Source organism: Polyangium jinanense (genome assembly GCF_028435265.1).
GTDB classification, from domain to species: domain Bacteria; phylum Myxococcota_A; class Polyangia; order Polyangiales; family Polyangiaceae; genus Polyangium; species Polyangium jinanense.
This window is the reverse complement of sequence record NZ_JAGTJK010000025.1, coordinates 1-22,056: the sequence shown is the minus strand read 5'-3', so window position 1 is coordinate 22,056 and position 22,056 is coordinate 1. Positions and strand designations below refer to the sequence as shown.

Sequence of the window (22,056 nt, the reverse complement as noted above, 5' to 3'; positions counted from 1 at the left end):
GGATCGAGGGAGACGGTGAGTGTCCTTGTCTTGGTCCTGTACGTGGGGCTCGGGATCGCGGTCCTCGCGCTCGTGCCAGGGATCTCGGTGATCGGGCGCGAGGCGCTGCGGAGGCGGCGCGAGCGGCGCGCGGTCGAGCGGCTCGCGGCCGCGCGGAAGGTGCTCTCGAGGCTACGCGCGGAGCCGGCCGAGCGCGTGGCGAGATCCCTCGCGCAAGGTTTCGATCGAAGCACGATCCAGGCTGCGCTTTCGCAGGCGCTCGACGAGGAGGCGCGGTGCGCGGTGGTATGTGAGGAGCTCGGGCTGCGCGCGGCCTGGGAGCGCACGCTGCGCGATTCGAAATCGTGGAACGAGCGGGCCCACGCGGCGCGGATGCTCGGCAAGCTCGGCGCCGCGTCGGCAAGCCCCGCGCTCGCGTCGGCGCTCGCGAATCCACACGAGGATACGACGGTGCGGCTCGCGGCGGCCGAGGCCATTGGATCCATTCCGGACATCGCGGTGCTCCCGCACCTCTGCGAGGCGCTCGCGTCGCAGGGCGAGGGGGGCGCGAAGGTCGTGGCCGAGGCGCTCATTTCTTTTGGATCGGACGCGGTGCGGCCGCTCGTGAGGATGCTCGACGACGAGCGCGCGCAGGCGCGGACCTGGGCCGCGCGGGTGCTCGGGAAAATCGGGGATCCGGGGGCGACCTTGCCGCTCGTGGCGCAGCTCGGCGACGGCAATGCGGCGGCGCGGGCGGCCGCGGCGGAGGCGCTCGGGCATATCGGAGATCCGCGAGCGACGCGGCCGCTCGTGAGCGCGGTCCTCGGCGATCCGTCGAGCGCCGTGCGCGCACGGGCCGCGGCGGCGCTCGCGCGCGTGGGCGATGAGGAGGTCGTGGGGACGCTCGTGGCCACGCTCGGCGACCCGGATCCGGAGGTGCGATCGCGGGCCGTGGACGCACTCGCGGCATTGTCGCCGAAGGATCGATCGGCCATCGAGCGGGCGCTCTTCGATCCGTGCGACGACGTGCGGCGGAGCGCGGCGCTCGCGATGGATCGGCTCGGTATGGTGTCGGCCTGGGCCGCGGCGCTCGGCGACGGGACGGCCGAGGGGCGCGCGGCGGCGCGCGCGGCGCTCGTGGCCGTGGGACGCGCGGGTTTGTCGGAGGCGATCGTGGCGGCGGCGCGGCACGAGGCGGGCGCGGTGCGCGCGGGCGTGTTCCGGATCCTCGGGGAAATCGGCTCGGCGCGGCACGTAGCGGCGCTCGGGCGAGCGCTCGACGACGCGGCCGTGGAGGCGCGCGAGAGCGCGGCGCTCGCGCTCGGGAGGATCGGCGGCGAGCAGGCGATCACAATGCTTGGGAGGGACAAACCCGAGGGCATCCCCGAGGCGACGTGGATCGTTTCGCGCGCGCTCGTCGGCGTGGAGACGTGGGTCGCCGAGGCGCGGGCATTCATGGCGGATCCGGCCTCCGCGGCGGCGGCGCGGGCCGTCTGCGAGGCGGAGGGGGAGACGCTCGTGCGGGCGTTCGAGGCGAAGCTCTGCGCGGCGGGTCCGGCCGAGCGTGGACGGAGGACGGTGACGCTGTCGCGCTTCGCCATTGCGGCGCGGCGCGCGGCGCGGCTCGAGGATCGGATACGGGCCATTCTGGAGCTCGCCGAGCGGCGCGGGCCCGAGGCGACGGCGGCGCTCGCGGAGGTCGTGGTGAGTGACCCTTCCGCGGAGGCGCGCGGGCTCGCGGCGCGGAGCCTCGCGCAGGCGGAGGAGCGGTGGCTCGTGGTGCCGGCGCTCGTGCGGGCGCTGTCGGATCCGTCGCCGGAAGTGGCCTTCGAGGCGTCCCAGGCGCTCGGGCTCGGCGCCGCGAGCGAGGACAAGACGGGGCGGCGATCCTCGGAGGCGGCGCCGTCCGAGCGGAATGGTGCGTCCCGACGAACAACTGGAAAACTGTTCCTGAAAGAGACCGGCGAGACCGCTGCTTGACCGCGCCGCCCTGGCGCCGTCGGGAAGCTCCACCGCTGCTCGAAAGCTCTGGCGTGGCCGATCGCGCGCGACGGAGAGCGTCCTTGCATTGCGCGTCGTCCGGCCGCGGCGGGCGCGGGCGAACGGCGGACGAACCCCGATCGGACCTCGTCCATGCCATCCGAAACATCCCGACGAAGGCATTTCCCGCCGTAATCGGGATCATCCTACCTTTACAGAACGCATTCTGCGGGCAATCCTCTCGCTGCGCTTTTTCTTCGTGTCGATGGCGGCGTGTGGTTGGGCCGTCGCCACTGCCCTGGAGGTTTCATGCGATCCGTGCTCCGTGCGGCCATGCCGCTCATGCGATTGAAAGGCTTGGTTTTCTTGGGCGCCGCGCTCGGCGCGACGTTCTCGCAGAACGCGCAGGCGTCCGTCGCGTCGCCGTCCGCCGCGTCGTCCGCCGCGTCATCCTATACCTTGTTCGAAAGCGGCCAGGTCCGTCCGGTCGCGATGTCCCCGAGCGGGAACCTGCTATTCGTCGTCAATACACCCGACAATCGCCTCGAGATCTTCCGCCTCACGTACAGCGGCATCCTCGAGCATACCGGCTCCGTGCCCGTCGGACTCGAGCCCGTCGCGGTCGCGGCGCGAAGCAACAGCGAGGTCTGGGTGGTCAACCACCTGTCCGACAGCGTGAGCATCATCAACGTGACCGGCATCGGCAGGGGCTCCGTGGTGCGCACGCTACACGTCGGCGACGAGCCGCGCGACATCGTCTTCGCCGGGCCGAGCAAGAACCGTGCATTCATCACCACGGCCCATCGCGGCCAGAATGCGCCGTTCGATCCCCAGCTCACGACGCCCGGCGTGGGCCGCGCGGACGTGTGGGTCTTCGACGCCCTGAATCTAGGCACGACGATGGGCGGCACGCCGCTCAAGATCCTGAACCTTTTCGGCGACACGCCCCGCGCCCTCGCGGCCACGCCCGACGGCTCGCGCGTCTATGCGGCCGTCTTCCATTCGGGCAATCGCACCACCATCGTCGACGAATCCCTGGTGCCCAACGGCGGCGAGGACGCAGGCGGCGTGCCCGGGCCGAATACCAATTTCGAGGGGATCCCCGCGCCCGAGGTCGGCGTCCTCGTGAAGCACGACGGCACATCCTGGCGGGACGTGCTCGGCCGCCCCTGGGACGACGCGGTGAATTTCTCGCTGCCCGACAAGGACGTCTTCGTCATCGACGCCAACGCGAGCCCGCCCAAGCAGCTCACGGGCTCCGCGGGGTTTTACGCGGGCGTGGGGACGGTCCTCTTCAACATGGCCGTCAATCCCGTCAATGGAAGGGTTTACGTCAGCAACACCGAGGCCCGCAACGATCTGCGCTTCGAGGGGGACGGCCTTTTCGCCGGCGAGACGCTGCAAGGCCACCTGCACGAGAGCCGGATCACGGTGCTCGGCCCCGGAGGCGTCGTCCCGCGGCACCTCAACAAGCACATCGATTACGACGTCCGGCCGGCGCCGCTGTCGGTGAACCAGAGAAGCCTCGCGCAGCCGCTCGGCATGGCCGTGTCGAGCTCTGGCACGACCCTGTACGTGGCCGCGTTCGCGTCCTCGAAGATCGGTGTGTTCAATACGGCCGCGCTCGAGAACAATTCCTTCGTCCCGAGCGCGACGAGCCACATCACGCTGAGCGGCGGCGGACCGACGGGCATCGTCCTCGACGAGGGCCGGGCGCGCATGTACGTCCTCACGCGCTTCGACAATGGGCTCTCCGTCGTGAGTTTGTCGACGCAAAAGGAGATCGCCCACATCAAGATGTACAGCCCCGAGCCGGACAGCATCGTCGAGGGGCGGGCTCTCCTTTACGACGCGCGGCTCTCCTCCAGCAATGGCGAGGCGGCCTGCGGGAGCTGTCACGTCTTCGGCGACATGGACGATCTCTCCTGGGATCTCGGCAATCCCGACGGATCGGTGCTGAACAACCCCGGCCCGTTCAAGGGGCCTCTGTTCGTCGACCCCGATTTCCACCCGATGAAGGGGCCGATGGCGACCCAGAGCCTGCGCGGAATGGCAAACCACGGCACGATGCACTGGCGCGCCGACCGCACGGGCGGCAATGATGAGCCGAGCGCGCAGCCGGACCAGGGAGCGTTCGACGAGGTGGCCGCATTCAAGAAATTCAACCCCGCGTTCGTGGGCTTGCTCGGACGGACGGCGGAGCTCAGTGCCGAGGACATGCAGAGGTTCACGGACTTCATCCTCCAGGTCGCCTATCCGCCGAACCCGATCCGCAACCTCGACAATTCGCTGACGCCCTCGCAGCAGGCGGGTCGCGATTTCTTCTTCAATACGCCGGTCATCGGCCCGGCCACCTGCGCGACGTGCCATCCAGTCAATCCCAATGCCAACCCGAACGATCGCTTCCCGGGGTTCTTCGGTGCGGATGGATTCTCGGGTTTCGGCGGCGCACCGCAGATCCTCAAGAACGTGCACCTGCGTGGCCAGTACCAGAAGGTCGGCATGTTCGGCTCCGCCGTCGCCTTCGGCTCCGAGCTGCCCGATCCCTTCATGGGCGATCAGATCCGTGGCTTCGGCTTCACCCACGACGGGAGCACCCCGACGTTGTTCCACCGGAGCGGCGTGTTCGACAAGGGCACCCCGATCCTCCCCGAGATCCTTCCCGAGCCGATCACGGTCCAGCCTGGGATCCCCCTCGGCCCCGAGGGGGACCAGATCAAGCGCAACATGGAAGCGTATCAGCTCGCCTTCGATACGAACTTCGCGCCCATCGTCGGGCAACAGGTGACGCTCACCGTGGCGAACCAGGCGTCGGCCGCGGCGCGTATCGAGCTCCTCTTGCAACGCGCGAACGCCTTCGAATGTGATCTCGTGGCGAAGGGCGTCTCGGGCTCCTCTTCGGAGGTGGAGGTCGGGTACCTCTACATCCCGGAGATCAATCGCTTCGTCGTCGATCAGCAGGCGATCGGGCCGATCCCGGACGCGGTCTTGCGCTCGGTCTTCCTCGGGAGCGGCAAATCGCTCACGTATACCTGCGTGCCGCCCGGCTCCGGGGTGCGCATCGGTATCGATCGGGATCTCGACGGATACCTCGACGGCGACGAGATCGCCGCGGGCAGCAATCCTGCAAATCCCCTGAGCACGCCCTGAAGCGGTGTTCTAGAACATCGATCGGTTTGCAACCGCTCGATGTTCTAGCTCTTTTGTCCCGAGGGGGACGCCTCGCGTCCCCCTCTCGTCCGGGCAAAGCCCGGCCGATTCACCCCCCGAGGGAAGCTCGCTTCGCGATCTTCCGAGCATCGAACCGGTCGATGCTCTAGATCCGAGCGTGCGCGCGCGGTTTGTCGCTCGGCCGGATCCCGGTGATGATCCCCTCGGCGCCGAGCAGCCGCACGGCGCCGAGGATGTTCCGCATGTGGCTCGCCGTCCCGGTGTTGGCGATGTCCACGCCCGTCAAATTCGTCAGGGATCCGTAGGCAGGAGCGTCTGGCAGACATGGGAGACACAAGCGACCTGAATCATCGACGTGTCCTCCGTGGTTTTCCCGTCCTCGACGCGCGTGGGCTGGGCAATGCAATCGCAGAGGGCGTGCGTTCCGCATTCCTGCTCGGCCATCGAGACGGCCGGCAGATCCTTTGCGGCGAGGCCGATGGCCGAGAGGCTGCCGCAGCAATCGACCACGTGCAGGATCTGGCCGCAATCCTGATCCGTGACGCAGGCCTTGCTCGCCGCGGGGAACTGCACGCCGTCGTTGAAACACGTGAGCGTGAACGTTTCGCCGCCGGAGCCACCGGAGCCGCCCGAACCGCCGGAGCCACCGGAGCCGCCCGAACCGCCTGCGCCGCCCTCGACGCTGTTGCCGCAGGCGACGAAGAGGGGGAGCGCGGCGAGGGCCAGGATCGAAACAAGAAAAGGTCGAAGCTTCATGACGCGATGATGCCGCCGCGCTCGACCGACGTAAAGCACGTCCCGTCGCGGCGCCCGCATTCACCAGCGCACGAGCGCGCCGATCTCGAAGGTGTGCAGCGCGGCGCGCTCGGCGCCGGGAGGGCCACGGAATGTGAGGTTGTAGAGCGGCATCACGCGCAAAAAATCGTATGGCCGGAGATCCGCGCCGACGTAAACGGCATCCGTGAGGAGGCCCTGGATCTGGAACGCAGCCGGGAATCGCTCGGCCTCGGCGCCATGTGCATACCCGGCCCGGAGCGCGAGCCACGGCAGGAGCGTGCGGCCCGCCGAGAATGAGAACGCGTGCACGAGCCGACTCTCGCTCGCGCCCCGGGGATCCTCGACGCGCACGTGCGTGAGCCAGTACGTCGCGTCGAGCCGGAGCAGGTCACCAATCGTGACGCCGAGCGTGGGGCTCGCCCCGTGCGTGGCGATGCCGTCCGCGTACCGACGGTACGTGTACGAAAGACCGCTCGTGAGCCAGGGGCGGATGGGAGCCGTGCCGTGCGCGCGGAGGCGGAGCATCGGGACACTCTCGGCCGGCGCGCCGAACGCCGCTTCGCCACCCAGGGAAAACCCATGCCCGAAGAGCCACATGGCCCGGCCGCCCCAGGTCGCGCCGTAGGCCCACCCGCCCGATGCCGCCTTGGGGCGGCCACCATGTTCGGTCTCGACGCCGAGGATGAGCTTGCGCCACGCCTGCGAGACCTCGACCTCGACCTGCCCGAGCGTCGGCATGGGCGCCGGGAAAACGAGGACCCGCGTGGTGACCCGCGCATACCCCGTGGACAGACGTCGCGCGAGTGCGCGGAGCTCGGTGTTGCCCCCGGACGCGACATACGCCCGCTCCGCGAGCGCGTGCGCCGTCGTGAGGTCGCCCCGCGCGAATTCGAGCCGCGCGCGGCAAGCGAGCAGGGGAGGGGAGTCCTTGCGCTCCGCCGCGTCGAGGACCGCCTCGGCCTCGTCCCAGAGGCCTTGCCAGGTGAGCACGTCGAAGAGGCCGGCGCGGACGTCGTCGTCGGCGGGGTGGCGCGAGAGGACGTCCCGATAAGCGGCCGCGGCCCGCGCGTGGTGCCCTTCCCAGGCGTCGAGCCGCGCGAGCCCGGTCCGCGCCTCGTCGTCCCGCGGATCCCGCGCGAGGAGCACCTCGTAGCGTCGGCGCGCCGCGGGTCTGTCCCCGCCGTATGCCGCGCGCCGCGCCTCGTCGAGCAGCGCGTCGCGATTGTCGCCGAGCACCTCGCCGCCGTGGCGCGGAGGCGCCGCCGTGCAGGACGCAAGCACGAGCAGGACAGTCGCCCAGACAGGGCCCGCGAGCGCGCGGCGGCCCAGGCAAAAAGCCCGTGCACGGTGGCTGCGCACGGGCCGAGCCTCGCACATCCACATGCGACGCGCACGCCGCGGGCACGCGCCTGCCGCGCAAGATCACACACGTGTCCAGAACGCGATGCCGCGTGAGCATCGACCGCATCGCGGTCGATGCTCCAAAGGTCCAGGGCTGCGCCCTGGTTCGGGTCCAGGGGCGAAGAGCCCCTGGTCGGGCCCGGGGTGAAACCCCGGCGAGACGCTGTGGAATCCCGTAACTCAGTGGAAGCGATATCCAACGCCGATGGGCAGGGCGATGGCATACCCATCCCACGTCTTGAGGAACGTGGGCCATGCGCTCGCGACGAGCGAGCCTGTGGTGATGCTCTTGCCCTTGCCGAACTCGGCGAGCGTGTACGAGACCTCGACTGCGGCGCCGAACGAGAAGCCGAAGCCGGTCTCGTTTTCCGTGGGGATTGTGCGGCTGAGCAGCAGCTCGACCTCGTCCCCTCCGTTGAGATCGGCCCACTCGCTCGGGACCTCGCCGCGCGCGCCGTTGATGGTCGCCTTTTGTGCGCCGAACCCGACGGCGAGCGTGCCGCCGATCCAGAGGCGATCGTTCACGCGCACGGAGAGCGCTGGACCCACGAGGAGCGAGTAGCCGCCCGTGACGAGGTAACTGCCGAAGAAGCGACCGCCGACGTGCAGCTTCTCGCTGACCGCGTACCCGACGAACACCTGGCCGCCGACGGGGACGCCGATGGCCGGATCGACCGTGGCGTAACAAGCGCTCGCGTCGCAGGCCTTGTACTCGGCCGCTTCGCCGCCGAGCGGGTAGGTGATGCGATACTCGTACGTGAGGGCCGAGAGCGCGTCCACGCTCCCGCCGCCGAGGAAGAGCTGCCCGCCGCCAAATGCGCCGACGTCGATGACGAGACGTTTGGCCCGGTGGATCGGCCCCTTGCCGTCGTCGGGCTCTTCGGGTTTTTCCTTCGGTTTCGTATCAACCGCGGCGCCGCCGCCTGTGGTCGTGTCTGTCTTGGTCGTCCCGCCCGCTTGCGCCGCCGCCCCGCTCTCCCCGCCCGCGGGTTTGTCCGAGGTGGACGCCGCATTCGCGTCCTCGGCGAGGGCCGGGACGACGACGGTCTTGCGCTCGGCCTGCTTGAGGCTGAGCGTGGTTTCCCAGGTTTTGCGGCCGGGCGCGGTGGCCACGATCTTGTGCTCGCCGGGATCCACGGGACGACCCTTGCCGAGCGCGCCGAGATCGATCTTCTGTCCGTCGATCGCGATCTCGATGCCGGGCGTGTTTGCCGCGACGGAAACGGTCACGCGCGGCAGCTTCGGCTCGAGCGCCTTGCTGTTTGCGCGTGCGCGCGCCTCGATGTCGGCGCGCGCGGCCTTACGGGCGTCCGTCTCGGCGTCGAGCATCTCGCCCCACGCGGTCGCGAGCTTGCCTTGCTTCTCGTGGCAGAGCGCGAGCTCGAGCAAAGTCGCGGGGCTCGGGGAGAGCTTGTACGCCTCGGCGATCTTGGGGCACGCCTCGTCGTACTTCTTGTCCGTGACGAGCTGCTTGCCCTCTTTGAGCAGCGCCTCGGCGTCGGCCGCGTGGGCGCTCGCGAGAGGCGCGAGGCTCGCCGTGGCCAGGGCCGAAAGGAAGAGGCAAAGGCGCGTGCGCCGCGAAGCGCGGCGGCCGTCGTGGGGAGGCACGTGGTTCGGCTTGTCTGTCTGGATCATCGCGTCGTCCAAGGCGGGAGCCCGGAATAAGGAAAGCTACGAGCGTGGCAGGCTGGAAATCAATTTTTTCCTTCGTCCGTGACGCAGTCGTCACGACCCCGGGCGCGAAGGTGCCGCCGAACGCCGGCCTCGGCGTCCGTCAGCTTCCTCATGTTCGCGGGAGATGGCTCAGCGAGAAATGAGGCCTCGCCACCAGGCGGTCGGCGCGCGGCCCTTGTCCTGCGGGGTATTCGTCGGATCGGGGCCCTCGAGCTCGTCGCTGAGGCCGGAGAAGGTCTCGTCGAGATCCCCCGAGTCGACCGAGGCAGGCGCGGCGGGGTTCGCTCCCGTGAGCTTGAAAAGATCGGGCTGCAGGCTATTCGGTCCGCCCGCATTGTCTTGCTGCGTGAGTGATTTGAACTCGAGCAGCATCAGGTCGAGCATCTCGCCGATCATGGCGAGGCCGTCGACCTTCTTTGCCGGCGCGCCCGCGGCGCCGAGTACGAGATCGGCGACCTCGTACTCGCTGACGGGCCGTCCGAAGCGATAGAGGAACCGCGTGAGATCGCGCCCGAAATCACGTGCCGTCTGGTAGCGGACGTCGCGATCACGCGCGAGCGCGGTGCGGATGATCTCCTCGAGCTCCGGGGGTACGTCGGGGCTAAAGGGCTTGAGCGAGGGGATGTTCGCCTCGCGCACGAGCTTGACGGTGCCGAGGTCGGTCTCGCCGAGGAAGAGGCGACGGCCGGCGAGCATCTCCCAGAGGATGATGCCGGCGGCGAAGACGTCGACGCGTTTGTCCACGCTGAGCTCCATGACCGTCTCGGGCGCGAGGTAGCCGAATTTGCCCTTGATCATGCCGGCGTCGCTGTTCGCGAGCTGGCTCGACGCCTTGGCGAGGCCGAAGTCCACGATTTTGCACTCGCCGTGGCGCGTGATGAGCACGTTCGCCGGCGTGACGTCGCGGTGGACGATGTTGAGGTGTTCGCCGTCGGGCGTGTGGAGATCATGCGCGTAGGCGAGGCCCTGGCAGATCTTCGCGGCGATGAAGCACGCGCTCTCGACCGGCATCGGTTTGCCGACCTTCTTCTGGTACTCGATCACCTGCTTCAAGTCGGCGCCGTCGACGTACTCCATGACGATGAAGTACGTGTTGTCACCGACGCCGATGTCGAAGACGCTCACGACATTGGAATGCGCGAGGCGGCCGGAGAGGCGGGCCTCGTCGAGGAACATGTCGATAAACTGCTCGTTCTTGCTGAGGTGCGGGAGGACGCGCTTGATTGCGACTTGCTTGCGGAAGCCCTCGATTCCTGCGCTCTCCGCAACGAACACCTCGGCCATACCGCCCGAGGCGAGCCGCTTGATGACCCGGTAACGCTGGTTCTCCGACATCGCTGGTTCCTCGTACCCCCGCGCCTCCCAGAGTGTACCTGCTCGTCACGAGGATGTGAGGTTTTTGTCCCTCGAAGCTCAGGGCACGACGTCGACCGCGAGGACGTAGGCCTCGAGCCCACCAGGCTGCACCCGCGGCGCCTCGGTGATCCAAGGGTCTCGTACGAGCCTTAGGCGCACGCAGCGCGGCGTGCCCTCCTCGTAGGCGATCGCGGGACCCGTCCAGGGAGAGCGCGTATCTTCTTGCGAGAGCGTACTCTTGTCCGCGGTGTGCACGCGGACCCTCCGCTCGACCTCGCGGCCTCGCAACGTCGTGACCTCCAGCACCGACCCCGCGTCTCGCACGACATCACGCGCCGTCCAGCGGATCGCCTTGCCGTTCGCGGAGGCGCCCACGCAGTACGTGTCATGATCCTCGACCCAGCCAAGCGCGCCCGTCCGCGTCTCGCCGGGCTCGATCGGCGTGGCCGAGGGGAGCTCGTCGTTCGGCTCGATCTCGTGCGTGGAGCCCTCCTCGGCGAGCGCGACCGTGATGGCGTAGGTGTCGGAAACGTTCTCGTGCACGAAGGGGATCCTTCGATCGCCACGCGGATCCAGGTCCTGCAGCACGGAGGCGTAGTACCGGCCGGGCTCGATGCTGAGCCGCGGGATCGAGAGATCCCGGCCGGATCGACCCACGCAGTACTGCGCGATCGGCGCCTGGAAGCCTTGCCGGTAGAGGAGTGTGCAGGTCTCCATGTTCGGGAGCGCCGTCACCACGAAGCGCGCGATCCGCGGCGTATCCCCCGCGCCCTTCGGGACCTCGAACGAATAAAAATCACGATCGCTGTGCTGCGCGTCGATGCGCTTGCCGAGGAGCCCGGACACCGACGTGCCGAGCGGCAAGGGCGTCGCGTTCGCCGCCGTGTCGTTTGGCTCGAGCTCCGCGCCCGCGAAGCTCGGGGTCCAGCGTCGCCACATCACGAAGAGCCCCGCGCCCGCGCCGAGGATGAGCACGAGGCTCGACGCGAACCAGGCGAGGTGCCGGCGGCTGCGCAGCTTGCGCTCGTAGGCCTCGACCTCGTCACGGCTCGCAATCTCGCCGGGGCTCTGGGCCGCCCCCATCAGCGCCGCGCGCGTGAGGTTTCGGAGGACGCTCGCATCGAGCAGCGCCTCGACGTCCTCCGTCCCGAGCTTGCGTAGCTCCGCCGCAATGGCCGCCTGCAACTCGCCCGCGCTCTGCCATCGCGCCGCGGGATCCTTTTCGAGCGCGCGCAGCACGACGGCGTCGACCCCGGGCGGGATGCCGCGCGACGGGGCGCGGATCGACGGCGCGATCGGCTGCTCCGTGACGTGTTTGACCAGGATGCTCGCCGAGGTCTTCGCGTGGAACGGGTAATGGCCGGTGAGCGCGTGGTAGAGGAGCACGCCGACGGCGTAGAGATCGGCGCGGTGATCGACGGGGTCGCCGCGGATGAGCTCGGGCGCGAGGAAGTACGGCGTGCCGATGAGCTGATCGCGGCGCGTCACCTCGCCGCCCGTGCTCGCGTCGGCCTCTTCCCGCAGCTTCGCGATGCCGAAGTCGAGCACCTTGGCGATGTCGGTGCCGCCTTCCGTCGTCGTGATCATCACGTTCTGCGGCTTGACGTCGCGGTGCACGATGCCCTTGCCGTGCGCCTCGCCGAGCGAGCTCAGGATCTGGAGGACGATCTTGCCGAGCCGCGCGAACGGCATCGGGCCGGCGTCGGCCAGCATCGCGGCGAGATCACGGCCCGTCACGAGCTCCATCACGATGTACGTGAGGCCCGCGTCCACGCCGTAATCGAAGACGTGCACGGTGCTCGGGCTCGACAAACGCGAGACGGTGAGCGCCTCGCGCTTGAAGCGGCGCACGACCTCGGGGCTCATGCTGAGCTCGCCCGCGAGCAGCTTCATCGCGAGGAGTTTTCCCAGGTGGACGTGCTCGACCTTGTAGACGACGCCCATGCCGCCGCGGCCGATCGGCGTGAGGATGCGATAACGGCCGGCGACGACGAGGCCGATGAGCGGATCGGCGCGGTGCACGAGCGCCTCGTCGTCCAGGTTGAGCGAGAGCGCGAGGGCCGCGATGCGCGACGTCGGCTGCGGGGTCTCCGCCGGCGCGGACGTGTCGACCTCCGGAGAGGGCTCCACGGCCAGCGCCGTCGTTTCGGCATCGCTCGGAGCCGTGTCGCCTGGAACGTCCTCGCCGATCGACATGAAAATCGCGCCGATTGTGCCCGAGCTGAACTCCCGCGGGAAGCAGACACGCTCAGATCCATGCGCCTCGGAGCCGCTCGGCGGCCGCCATCACGTGCGCGGCGGTGATCGGCTGCCGGAGCGGAGGACGTAGCTTCTCCACGATCTCGCGCGCGAGGACGTTCACGACCCACGGGTGCCCGCCCGAGATCGCGGCGATCTGCGCCACGGCCTCGTCCCGGAACGGCTGCCCCGTCTCCTCCGTGTGCTCCGCGCAGAGCGCGGCCACCTGCGTGGCCGTGAAATCGGGCAGGCGGAGCGACGTCGCCGCGGGGCCGAGCAGCTCCACGGCCGAGGCCTGCACCTCGTCCGAGCCCGAGAGCACGACCGACCACGGCGCCGCGCGGGGCCGGGCCTCGTAGGTCGCCCGGAGCTGCGCGAGCAGGCTCGCGCGGATCTCGCGTGGCAGGAGCTCCACGTCGTCGAGCAAGAGGATGAGCGGCCGCGGGCACGCCCGCGCCCACGCCGAGAGCACGACGCCCGCGAACCGCACGTCGTACGAAGGGGGCCACGGCGGTGGCCGCAGCGGTGCCGGGAGCTGCTCCGCGGCCGCCTGCGCGATCGCTTCGAGCAACGCGCGCTCGCCCGACGCCTCCGCGCCGCGCCTCGGCCGGCACGACGCCCGCACCACGGCCCACGCGCCGCTCTCCGCGAGCCCCACCGAGAGCCCCCGCAGCCACGTCGTCCGCCCATGCATCCGCGGCGCGTGCACCACCACGTACGACCCGCGCGCCACGAGGTCCGGCACCTCCGCGAGCCGCGTGCTCGCGGCCAGCATGTAATGCAGTTCGTCATGGCAGGGCCCGACCACGTTGAACCGGCGGCGATGCCGGTGCGTCCCGAGGAACCGTGCGCCTCGGGCCTTGTCGCGCCCCACGCGTTCGCTGGAATCTCGGTCATGTCCGATGGCTGGCTCACCGAGCCAACCTTGCCCGTGTTGTCTCGTCGTCGTGCTCACGACGAGGGATGTCCCCAGGCCCCGCGGATTCGAAGTTTTTCTCGACCGGTCAGGCGACGCCGAGGGATCGGGCGATCGGGAAGAGTACCTCGTCGGTGAACTGCCGCGTCGAGAGCGGGACCCAGGCCACGCCGATGCGCTCGAGGAGGCATTGGCGCGCGCGTTCGATCTGAGGCGTGACCAGGAGGGAGCGCGGTCTTGGCCGCTGCGGCTCCTCGCCGCCCGTGCGCTCGACGCGCTCGAGCTCTTGCCAGAGGGGAGATTCGTCGAGCCGGGTCCCCACGAAGACGAACGGCAGGTCGCAGAAGTCGCGAACGAGGGCCGCGTAATGCGGATCCTTGTCGGATGCGAGGCGCGCGCCGTACTGCGTCGTCGAGAACGTCACGCCGCGCGGGCCGTTCGTCACGTGCCCGTTCAGGTGGACGACCTCGAGCCGCGATCCGTCGGGGGTCTCGTCCGGCGGCGGATCGTCGGCGAGCGCCGCGCGGATCACGACGGGCCGGGGCAGGTCGAACCGGGCCTCGGCGGCCGTCGCGAGATCGTCCACGTTCAGCGTGTAGATCCGGCGCCAGGGGAGGGCAAACCAGACCCGGTAAAACGCCGGGAGCCGCGCCGGGTCGACCGTGAGCCGACGCCGGAGCAGCGCTTCGAGTTTGTCCGGGGTCTCGGACAGGGCGTGCTGGAAGAGGTCCTGGAGCGCGCTCCCGTCCCGGGATTCGCCGGGGAAGCAGAGGTCCCAGAGCTCTTCGGAGAGCTCCGGCCCGCTCGGGATCGCGCTCCCATCCTCGGCGCGCGCGTCGACGGAGAACCCCGCGCCCGTGAACAAGACCGCCCGCCCGGCGGCGAGCTCGCGGCCGAGATCGCTCGTGATGTCCGCGTCTGCCATGCGTCGATCCCTCGGGCCGCGCCGCGGGGCGTCGAGCCCGCCGCTTGTTCGCGTGGACTTTCAGGCGAGCTCGGCTGCGGGGTCGTCAGCGCGAACCGGGGAGCCGACCGAGGTACATCCCGACGAACCCGGCGCAGAGGCAACCCACGAGCGTCGCCGTGCCGTACAGCGCGGCGAGGCGGGGCTGTCCGTTCTGTACGTACTGGACGAGCTCCAGGTTGAACGTGGAGTACGTCGTGAACCCGCCGAGGAAACCCGCGCCGAGCGCGACCTGGAGCGTCGGGCCGAGCCACGTGACACTCCGGGAGAGCTGGAAGAGGAGCGCGAGCAGGAAGGAGCCGGCGACGTTGACGGCGAGGGTTCCGTAGGGAAATGCGGTGCCGTATCGCGAAAGGGACCAGGTCGTCACGAGAAACCGTGCACCCGAGCCGATCGCCCCGCCGACGCAGACCCACAGGAGCTTCATCCCCATCCGCGTGCGCTCCGTGCCGGCATCCCCCTACAGAAGTCCACACCGTCCTCGTGGTCAAGCCTCCCGGGGCGGCGGGCCGCGCCTCGCGTCTCTGCCGGGATGGGGTACCATCCGCGCTCCATGACGGAAGACCAAGCGGGCACGCTTGCCTCCACCGACGCATCCGCGACGGACGGGAGTAGCGTGGTCCCAGACGCAAGGGCGGCCGGAGACGCGCCACAAACGAGCGCGCCGTCGCATGCCGCCGCGACCCACGGCGAGGCGACGCACGGCGCGCGCTGGGCCTTGCTCCTCGGCGCCCTCGGCGTCGTCTTCGGCGACATCGGCACGAGCCCGCTCTACGCGATCAAGGAGTGCTTCAGCCCGGAGAGCCCGCATCACGTCGCGCCCACGCCGGCGAACATCCTCGGCATCCTCTCGCTCGTCTTCTGGTCGCTCTTGATGGTCGTGACGGTCAAGTACCTCACGTTCGTCCTCAGGGCCGACAATCAAGGCTCCGGCGGCATCATGGCCCTGCTCGCGCTCGTGCCCACGCGCAAGGGCCCGGGCACGGGTCCGCTCGTCTTGCTCGTCCTTCTCGGCGCGTCGCTCCTTTATGGCGAGGGCGTCATCACGCCCGCGATTTCGGTGCTCTCGGCCATGGAGGGCCTCGAGGTCGCGTACGAGCCGCTCAAGCACGTCGTCGTGCCGCTCACGGTGGCCATTCTGGTCGCGCTCTTCCTCGTGCAGAAGCGCGGCACCGGGGGCATTGGCAATGTCTTCGGGACCGTCACGCTCCTTTGGTTCGTCACCATCGCCACCCTCGGGGCCCGGTGGATCCTGGCCAATCCGAGCGTGCTCGCGGCCGTCGATCCCCGGCACGGCGTGCGGTTTTTCCTGGAACACCGCGGCCACGGCTTCCTGCTTCTCGGCGCTGTGGTCCTCTGCATCACGGGCTGCGAGGCGCTTTATGCGGACATGGGCCATTTCGGGCGCGGCCCCATCCGCCGGGTGTGGTTCGCCATCGTCTGGCCCGCGCTCCTGCTCAATTATTTCGGCCAGGGCGCGTATCTGCTCCAGCACCCCGGCGGCGCGACGAATCCTTTTTATGGCCTCGTCCCCTCCTGGGCCCTCTACCCGACGGTCGCCATCGCCACGGGGGCCACGATCGTCGCCTCGCAGGCGCTCATCTCCGGGGCCTTCTCGCTGACGCAGCAGGCCGTGCAGCTCGGCTACTTCCCGCGCGTCACGATCGTCCACACCTCGAAGGACACCGAGGGGCAGATCTACATCCCCGAGATCAACCGCGCGCTGCTCGTCGCCTGCATCCTGCTCGTCTTCACGTTCCGCACCTCGACCTCGCTCGCGGCGGCCTACGGCATCGCAGTCACGGCCACGATGACCATCACCACGACGGTGTATTTCGTGGTCGTCACGAAGCGCTGGGGCTGGCCGCTCTGGAAGGCGCTGCCGCCCGTCGCGGTGTTCCTCGCCATCGACCTCTCGTTTTTTTCGGCAAACGCCGCCAAGTTTTTCCAGGGCGGCTGGTTCCCCGTGGCCATGGCGTTCGTGATCTTCACGGTCATGACGACCTGGAAATCGGGCCGCCGGATCCTCGCCGAGTCCTTCAAGGATGGCATCCTGCCGCTCGAAATGTTCCTCGAGGACGTCGAGCGCACGAAGCCCCACCGCGTCCGCGGCACGGCCGTCTTCATGGCCTCGAACCCGAACGGCACGCCGCCCGTCCTGCTCCACCATTTCAAGCACAACCAGGTCCTGCACGAGCAGGTCGTCCTGCTCTCCATCACGAACGAGCGCGTCCCCGAGATCCCGCCCGATCAGCGCTTGACCGTCGAGCACAAGGGCCACGGGTTTTTCCGGGTCAATGCTCGCTACGGCTTCATGCAGACGCCGAACGTGCCGAACGCGCTCGCCGCCTGCAAGGAGTTCGGCCTCTCGATCGAGCTCCAGCGCACGAGTTATTACCTCGGCCGCGAGACACTCCTGCCGACCGGCCGCTCGAAGATGTGGAAATGGCGCAAGGACCTCTTCGCCTTCATTTCCCGCAACGCGCGCCCCGCCACGGCGTATTTCGGCCTGCCCCCGGGTCGCGTCGTGGAGCTCGGGATGCAGATCGATCTGTGATGAAAGTTTCCGTCTTCGATACCCACCGCTACGAGCGGGACATCCTCGCCGCGTCCGCCGCGCGGCGCGGGCACGAGCTCGTTTTCCTCGAACCCCGGCTCACCGAGGAGACGGCCGTGCTCGCGCAGGGGACCCGCGTGGCCTGCTCCTTCGTCAACGACCACGTCACCGCGCGCGCGCTCGAGACGCTCGCCGCCGTGGGCGTCGGGCTCATCGCGCTTCGATCGGCCGGCTACAACCACGTCGATTTGCAGGCGGCGGCGCGGCTCGGGCTGCCCGTCGTGCGTGTGCCCGAGTATTCGCCCCACGCCGTCGCCGAGCACGCGGCCGCGCTGATCCTCGCCTTGAACCGCAAGATCCACAAAGCCTACGCCCGCGTGCGCGAGGGCAATTTCTCGCTCGAGGGCCTCGTCGGCTTCGACATGGTCGGCAAGACCGCCGGCGTCATCGGCACGGGCCGCATCGGGGCCGCGCTCGCGCGAATCCTCCACGGGTTCGGCTGTCACGTGCTCGCCTACGACCTCCGCCCGGACGCCACGCTCGTCGACGGCGGGATCGTCCGGTACACCACGCTCGCCGAGCTGTACGCGAAAGCGGACATCCTGTCGCTGCATGTCCCGCTCACGCCGGAGACCCATCACCTCGTGGACGCCGCGGCAATCGCCGCGATGAAGCGCGGGGTGATGCTGATCAACACCGGGCGCGGCGCGCTCGTCGATACGCCCGCGCTGCTCGAAGCGCTGAAGACGGGGCAGGTGGGGCACGCGGGGCTCGACGTGTACGAGGAGGAGGAGGGCATCTTCTTCCAAGATCTCTCGGACCGCGTGATCCAGGACGACGTCCTCGCGCGGCTGCTCACGCTCCCGAACGTGCTCGTCACCTCGCATCAGGGGTTCTTGACGCACGAGGCACTCACGAACATCGCGGAGACCACGTTCGAGAGCGTCTCGGCATTCGAGCGGGGAGAGCCGCTCTTGCATGCGCTTCGCGTCGAGACCGTGATCCGGTCGTAGTTGCGGCGGCGGGCTCTCTGCCCGATGCCGGATCCTCGATAGGGAGGGAGCGGATCATGGTGAACGAGCGAGCGGAGACCTCGCCGGTCTGCATGCCGGCGGACGGCGTGATGCTGAACGGCGATCTCGGGATGCCGGCAGGGGCGCGGGGCGTCGTGCTGTTCGCCCATGGCAGCGGTTCGAGCCGGTTCAGTCAGCGCAATCGTCACGTCGCGGCGAGCTTGCGGGCGCGCGGGTTCGCGACGTTGCTCGTGGACCTCTTGACGGCCGAGGAGGAGGCCGTGGATCTGCGGACGGCCGAGATCCGATTCGACATCAACCTGCTCGCGCGGCGGGTCACGGGCGTCGTCGATTGGCTCGGCCGGGCGTCGTCGACGGCGGGCCTCGGGATCGGGCTCTTCGGGGCGAGCACGGGGGCGGCGGCGGCGCTCGTGGCCGCGGCGGAGCGGCCCGACGCAGTGCTGGCGGTCGTCTCGCGCGGCGGGCGGCCCGATCTCGCGGGGCCGGCGCTGCCGAAGGTTCAGGCGCCGACGCTGCTCATCGTGGGCGGGGCGGATACGCTGGTGATCGATCTGAACCAGCAGGCGTTCGAGGATCTCCGGTGCGAGCGGGAGATCGTCATCATCCCGCGGGCGACGCACCTGTTCGAAGAGCCGGGGGCGCTCGATCAGGTCGCGGATCTCGCGGGGCACTGGTTCGAGGCGCACATCGCGCCGCAGGGACGGCGAATGGCCCGCGCTTCATGATGCGATCGAGCGCGGGCGCAGGAGCGTAGGATCCTTGCGCTGTTCGAGGGCGTGGGCGATCCAGCCGGCGAGGCGACCGATTGCGAAGAGGGTCGTGGCCGCGCCCGGCGGCAGGCCGAGCGCAAGGCAAAGGGCGACGAGGCCGACATCCACGGACGGGGGCGGATGGCCGGCCTCTTTCGTCGCGTCGAGCAGGGCGAAGAGGGCGGCGACGCTGGTTTTTCGAGGCGCCTCCACGCGCGCGGCCGCGAGCAGGGGTGGGGTGCGCGGGTCGCCGTCGGGGTAAAACGGGTGCCCGAGCTCGAGGACCCTGTCGCCGCGGCGGGCGCGGGCGGCGACGACGGCGCGGGCTTTTTCGGGGCGGCCGACCTCGGCGACCACGGCCTCGATGCGGTCGCAGGCGCCGCCGTGCTTCGGGCCGGAGACCGCGGCGAGCCCGGCGCTCACGCAGGCGTAGAGATCGGCTCCGGTCGAGGCGGTGACGCGGACGGCGAACGTCGAGGTGGCGAGCTCGTGATCCGCGAGCAGCACGAGCGCCTGTTCGAGGGCGGCCTCGGCGCGCTCAGACCTGCGGCCGCCGAGGGCGACGAGCAGGGCGCGGGTCATCGTGGGCTCGGCGAGCGCGGCCTTGGCGCGGCGCGCGCCTGCGGGCAGGGCGGAGAGCGCGGCGAGGCGGCGGATCAAGGCGCGGGCGCGGGGCAGCTCGGCCTCCTCGGTGGCGGCGAAGCGCAGCGGATCCCGCGCGGCCAGGGCCGGGACGGCGAGGGCGAGCGTGGCGAGGGGCGGGGCGCCCTCGGGGACGAGGTCGGCGAGGCGGGCCACGGGGAAGGCGGGATCCTGGGGCAAGGTCCAGGTGGGGCGTTCTTCGGGGAGCGCGCCGGTCCAGAGCAGCTCGGCGACGGATTCGAAGGGCACGCCGGCGGCGGCGAGGGCGGTCGCGGCCTGACCGCGGTAGCGCGGGCCTTCTTCGGCGCTGATCGTGGTGATCGTCGAGGTGAGGACGGGCTCGCCCCAGCGCAAGGCGGAAGCGGCGACCGGGCCGTGCCCGCGGCGCGCGTCGCTCCGGGCCTTCAGCCGTTCGAGGTCCTCGCGCATGTAGAGGCGGCTCCGCCCGCCCTCGCTGGGCACGCTGCGGACGAGGCCGCGGCTCGCGTACGCGTAGAGCGTCTCGCGCTTGACCCCGAGCAGCGCGGCGGCCTCGGGTCCGGACACGAGGTTCGATGGTTGATTGTCGAATCCAGTAGATTGATTGATCAATCCACGTTGATCAACGTTGCTCACGACATCAAGGATACCATCAACGAAGGAGGAAACGATGGACCTTGCGAAGCAGAATGGGGCGAAACACGCAGCGACGAAAGCGAGCGGGCTCGATGGGGTCGTCGTGGCGGATACGGCATTGAGCGAGGTCGACGGCGAGCGGGGGCGGCTCGTCGTGGGCGGGTACGACGTCGAGGCGCTCGCGGGCCGGGTCGGCTTCGAGGATCTGTGCGCGCTGCTCTGGACGGGCGCGCTGCCGGACGCGGCGACCCGCGGCGCGATCGCGGAGGCGCTCGCCGAGGGGCGGACGCTGGCCTTCGAGCAAATTCCGTCGCTCGGGGAAGCGCTCGTCGCGGAGGACGGAAGCGCGGCGCTCATGGCATGCGTGGCGCACTTCGGCGCGCGCGCGGCGTGGCGGTCAGAGAATCGGCCCGCGTGGGTCGAGCTCGCGCGGGTCACGGGCGCGGTCGCGACGTTCGCGGCGGCCTGGGCGCGGCGTCGCGCAGGAGGCGCGCCGATCGCCCCGGACGCGAAGCTCGGGCACGCGGCGGACTTCCTGCGGATGGTGCGCAGCGCGGTCGCGCCCGAGGCAGCGGCGCGGGGGCTCGACGCCTACCTCGTGACCGTGGCCGATCACGGCATGAACGCCTCGACGTTCACCGCGCGGGTCGTGGCCTCGACGGGCTCGGATCTGGTCTCGGCGATCGTGGCGGCCATCGGCGCGCTGAAGGGCCCGCTGCACGGCGGCGCGCCAGGGCCCGTGCTCGACATGCTCGACGGCATCGGCGAGCCGTCGCGGGCCGCGGCGTGGATCGAAGCCGAGCTCGCAGCAGGGAGGCGCATCATGGGCATGGGGCACCGGATCTACCGGGTGCGGGATCCGCGGGCGGCGGTGCTCGAGCGGGCCATCGGCGAGCTCGAGCGCGACGGGAGCGTGGGGGCAGGGGCGCGTCTCGCGCTCGCGCGGGCAACCGAGCGCGCGGCCGAGACCCAGCTCGCCGAGCGGCACCCGGATCGGCCGCTCAAGGCCAACGTCGAGTTCTACACGGCCGTCCTGCTCGACGCCGTGGGCCTGCCGCGCGAGCTGTTCACGCCCACGTTCGCGGTGGGACGGGCCGCCGGCTGGTGCGCGCACGTCGAGGAGCAGCGGCGGGCGGGGCGGCTCATCCGGCCGGCGTCGCGGTACGTCGGGCCCGTCCCGGCTTGAACGACCCCCGTTGCCATCGATCTGCCACTGTACATCTAGACAGCGGCCACGACCTGGGGTAGCGACCCGCCCGAGCGGATCGCGCAGGGTCCGGGCGCGCGCCCCGGCCCCGCAACGGCAAACGGAGACGACCATGGACGTGGCAGATCCCATTCCTCCCTCGGTCCAGGCCCTGATGGACCTGTTCGCGAGCGAGCTCTCGCATGTGAGCTTTCCCGGCGTCGATCGGGCGACCCTCGAGCAGGTGGTGACCGAGGTCCGGACCCACACCGAGGCCGTGGCGAAAGCAGAGGCAGCCCTCGAAGCGGCGCGCGCGGCGCTGCGGGACAGCGAGGAGACGCTGTCGAGCAAGACCACGAAGGCGCTCGCCTACGCGCGCGTCTACGCCGAGGATCACCCCGACATCCGGTCGAAGGTCGAGTCGGTCGCGCGGATCGCAGGCACGGCATCCTCGCCGCCCGGCCCCTCCCGCGAGGCCAGCGGCGACACGCCGAAGCGCCGCGGCCGCCCCGCGAAGGCGAAGGCCGCAAGCGCCGAGCCGGCCGCCGAACCGGCTGCCGAGGCGGCTGCCGAGCCGACGGACGGGACGCCGGCCGCGCCGCCGGTGATGGAGCTCGGGCCCTCGACGATCAGCGGCGAGGAGGCCCCCGAGCCGTCCGAGCTCAACGGCGCGGCGCACCCGGCCTGAGCCGCAGGCGTTTCACAGCGTAGCGCCGGGGTTTCACCCCGGACCCGAGCAGGGGCTATCCGCCCCTGCACCCGGACCAGGGCAAGCCCTGGACGCGGGGCGACAGCGCGCGATGCGCGCTGTCGACAG

General features: G+C 70.1%; 17 protein-coding genes. 7 read left to right on the top strand and 10 right to left on the bottom strand.

Features of this window, described 5'->3' with window-relative positions:
• Nucleotides 1-15 precede the first annotated feature (15 nt).
• Together KEG38_RS33650 and KEG38_RS33645 are read left to right on the top strand one after the other, a co-directional pair.
• Nucleotides 16-1,959, top strand: coding sequence for a HEAT repeat domain-containing protein (locus tag KEG38_RS33650; protein ID WP_272424245.1), 1,944 nt, complete (start codon nucleotides 16-18; stop codon nucleotides 1,957-1,959).
• A gap of 309 nt (nucleotides 1,960-2,268) precedes the next feature.
• Nucleotides 2,269-5,109 carry a hypothetical protein gene (locus tag KEG38_RS33645; RefSeq protein WP_272424244.1) on the top strand — a complete coding sequence of 947 codons (2,841 nt, stop codon included), beginning with the start codon at nucleotides 2,269-2,271 and terminating at the stop codon, nucleotides 5,107-5,109.
• 166 nt (nucleotides 5,110-5,275) lie between these two features.
• Here KEG38_RS33645 and KEG38_RS33640 read toward each other — a convergent pair whose 3' ends face one another.
• The 9 genes from KEG38_RS33640 to crcB form a co-directional block, all read right to left on the bottom strand.
• Entirely contained in the window at nucleotides 5,276-5,407 is a 132-nt protein-coding gene (locus KEG38_RS33640) for an STAS domain-containing protein (protein ID WP_272424242.1), read from the bottom strand.
• A gap of 14 nt (nucleotides 5,408-5,421) precedes the next feature.
• A complete protein-coding gene (locus tag KEG38_RS33635; RefSeq protein ID WP_272424240.1) occupies nucleotides 5,422-5,886 on the bottom strand; it encodes a hypothetical protein in 465 nt (154 codons plus the stop codon).
• Nucleotides 5,887-5,946: 60 nt separating this feature from the next.
• Nucleotides 5,947-7,266, bottom strand: coding sequence for a tetratricopeptide repeat protein (locus tag KEG38_RS33630; protein WP_272424239.1), 1,320 nt, complete (start codon nucleotides 7,264-7,266; stop codon nucleotides 5,947-5,949).
• Nucleotides 7,267-7,488: 222 nt separating this feature from the next.
• The gene (locus KEG38_RS33625; RefSeq protein ID WP_272424237.1) at nucleotides 7,489-8,943 is read right to left on the bottom strand and encodes a hypothetical protein; all 1,455 of its coding nucleotides are present in this window, start codon (nucleotides 8,941-8,943) and stop codon (nucleotides 7,489-7,491) included.
• Nucleotides 8,944-9,111: 168 nt separating this feature from the next.
• Nucleotides 9,112-10,317, bottom strand: a complete 1,206-nt coding sequence (locus KEG38_RS33620) for a serine/threonine protein kinase (protein WP_272424234.1) — start codon at nucleotides 10,315-10,317, stop codon at nucleotides 9,112-9,114.
• A gap of 78 nt (nucleotides 10,318-10,395) precedes the next feature.
• A complete protein-coding gene (locus tag KEG38_RS33615) occupies nucleotides 10,396-12,534 on the bottom strand; it encodes a serine/threonine-protein kinase (protein ID WP_272424232.1) in 2,139 nt (712 codons plus the stop codon).
• 52 nt (nucleotides 12,535-12,586) lie between these two features.
• Complete coding sequence (locus KEG38_RS33610) at nucleotides 12,587-13,450, bottom strand: AAA-like domain-containing protein (RefSeq protein ID WP_272424231.1); 864 nt, start codon at nucleotides 13,448-13,450, stop codon at nucleotides 12,587-12,589.
• Between the two features lie 130 nt (nucleotides 13,451-13,580).
• A complete protein-coding gene (locus KEG38_RS33605) occupies nucleotides 13,581-14,417 on the bottom strand; it encodes an SIR2 family protein (protein WP_272424230.1) in 837 nt (278 codons plus the stop codon).
• Between the two features lie 85 nt (nucleotides 14,418-14,502).
• The gene (crcB, locus tag KEG38_RS33600; protein WP_272424228.1) at nucleotides 14,503-14,883 is read right to left on the bottom strand and encodes a fluoride efflux transporter CrcB; all 381 of its coding nucleotides are present in this window, start codon (nucleotides 14,881-14,883) and stop codon (nucleotides 14,503-14,505) included.
• A gap of 126 nt (nucleotides 14,884-15,009) precedes the next feature.
• Here crcB and KEG38_RS33595 point away from each other — a divergent pair, with 126 nt between their 5' ends.
• Genes KEG38_RS33595 through KEG38_RS33585 form a run of 3 tightly spaced genes read left to right on the top strand, consistent with a single transcriptional unit; the run spans nucleotide 15,010 to nucleotide 18,772 of the window.
• Nucleotides 15,010-17,013 (top strand): potassium transporter Kup, encoded by a 2,004-nt coding sequence (locus tag KEG38_RS33595; RefSeq protein ID WP_272424226.1) that lies wholly within the window; start codon nucleotides 15,010-15,012, stop codon nucleotides 17,011-17,013.
• Nucleotides 17,013-18,026, top strand: coding sequence for a 2-hydroxyacid dehydrogenase (locus tag KEG38_RS33590; RefSeq protein ID WP_272424224.1), 1,014 nt, complete (start codon nucleotides 17,013-17,015; stop codon nucleotides 18,024-18,026). Before KEG38_RS33595 ends, KEG38_RS33590 begins: the two co-directional genes overlap by 1 nt.
• A gap of 56 nt (nucleotides 18,027-18,082) precedes the next feature.
• Nucleotides 18,083-18,772, top strand: coding sequence for a dienelactone hydrolase family protein (locus KEG38_RS33585; protein WP_272424223.1), 690 nt, complete (start codon nucleotides 18,083-18,085; stop codon nucleotides 18,770-18,772).
• Here KEG38_RS33585 and KEG38_RS33580 read toward each other — a convergent pair.
• Nucleotides 18,767-20,053 carry a citrate/2-methylcitrate synthase gene (locus KEG38_RS33580; protein WP_272424221.1) on the bottom strand — a complete coding sequence of 429 codons (1,287 nt, stop codon included), beginning with the start codon at nucleotides 20,051-20,053 and terminating at the stop codon, nucleotides 18,767-18,769. The two genes, KEG38_RS33585 and KEG38_RS33580, sit on opposite strands and share 6 nt — an antisense overlap.
• A 34-nt stretch (nucleotides 20,054-20,087) precedes the next feature.
• Here KEG38_RS33580 and KEG38_RS33575 point away from each other — a divergent pair, with 34 nt between their 5' ends.
• Nucleotides 20,088-21,239 carry a citrate synthase gene (locus KEG38_RS33575; RefSeq protein ID WP_272424220.1) on the top strand — a complete coding sequence of 384 codons (1,152 nt, stop codon included), beginning with the start codon at nucleotides 20,088-20,090 and terminating at the stop codon, nucleotides 21,237-21,239.
• A 133-nt stretch (nucleotides 21,240-21,372) separates the two neighbouring features.
• Nucleotides 21,373-21,927 carry a hypothetical protein gene (locus tag KEG38_RS33570; RefSeq protein WP_272424218.1) on the top strand — a complete coding sequence of 185 codons (555 nt, stop codon included), beginning with the start codon at nucleotides 21,373-21,375 and terminating at the stop codon, nucleotides 21,925-21,927.
• Nucleotides 21,928-22,056 lie beyond the last annotated feature (129 nt).

Coding starts and splice junctions, on each gene's coding strand:
- KEG38_RS33570 (WP_272424218.1), top strand. CDS start 21,373: ATGGACGTGGCAGATCCCATTCCTCCCTCGGTCCAGGCCCTGATGGAC.
- crcB (WP_272424228.1), bottom strand. CDS start 14,883: ATGAAGCTCCTGTGGGTCTGCGTCGGCGGGGCGATCGGCTCGGGTGCA.
- KEG38_RS33615 (WP_272424232.1), bottom strand. CDS start 12,534: ATGTCGATCGGCGAGGACGTTCCAGGCGACACGGCTCCGAGCGATGCC.
- KEG38_RS33605 (WP_272424230.1), bottom strand. CDS start 14,417: ATGGCAGACGCGGACATCACGAGCGATCTCGGCCGCGAGCTCGCCGCC.
- KEG38_RS33595 (WP_272424226.1), top strand. CDS start 15,010: ATGACGGAAGACCAAGCGGGCACGCTTGCCTCCACCGACGCATCCGCG.
- KEG38_RS33645 (WP_272424244.1), top strand. CDS start 2,269: ATGCGATCCGTGCTCCGTGCGGCCATGCCGCTCATGCGATTGAAAGGC.
- KEG38_RS33620 (WP_272424234.1), bottom strand. CDS start 10,317: ATGTCGGAGAACCAGCGTTACCGGGTCATCAAGCGGCTCGCCTCGGGC.
- KEG38_RS33585 (WP_272424223.1), top strand. CDS start 18,083: ATGGTGAACGAGCGAGCGGAGACCTCGCCGGTCTGCATGCCGGCGGAC.
- KEG38_RS33625 (WP_272424237.1), bottom strand. CDS start 8,943: ATGATCCAGACAGACAAGCCGAACCACGTGCCTCCCCACGACGGCCGC.
- KEG38_RS33575 (WP_272424220.1), top strand. CDS start 20,088: ATGGACCTTGCGAAGCAGAATGGGGCGAAACACGCAGCGACGAAAGCG.
- KEG38_RS33635 (WP_272424240.1), bottom strand. CDS start 5,886: ATGAAGCTTCGACCTTTTCTTGTTTCGATCCTGGCCCTCGCCGCGCTC.
- KEG38_RS33590 (WP_272424224.1), top strand. CDS start 17,013: ATGAAAGTTTCCGTCTTCGATACCCACCGCTACGAGCGGGACATCCTC.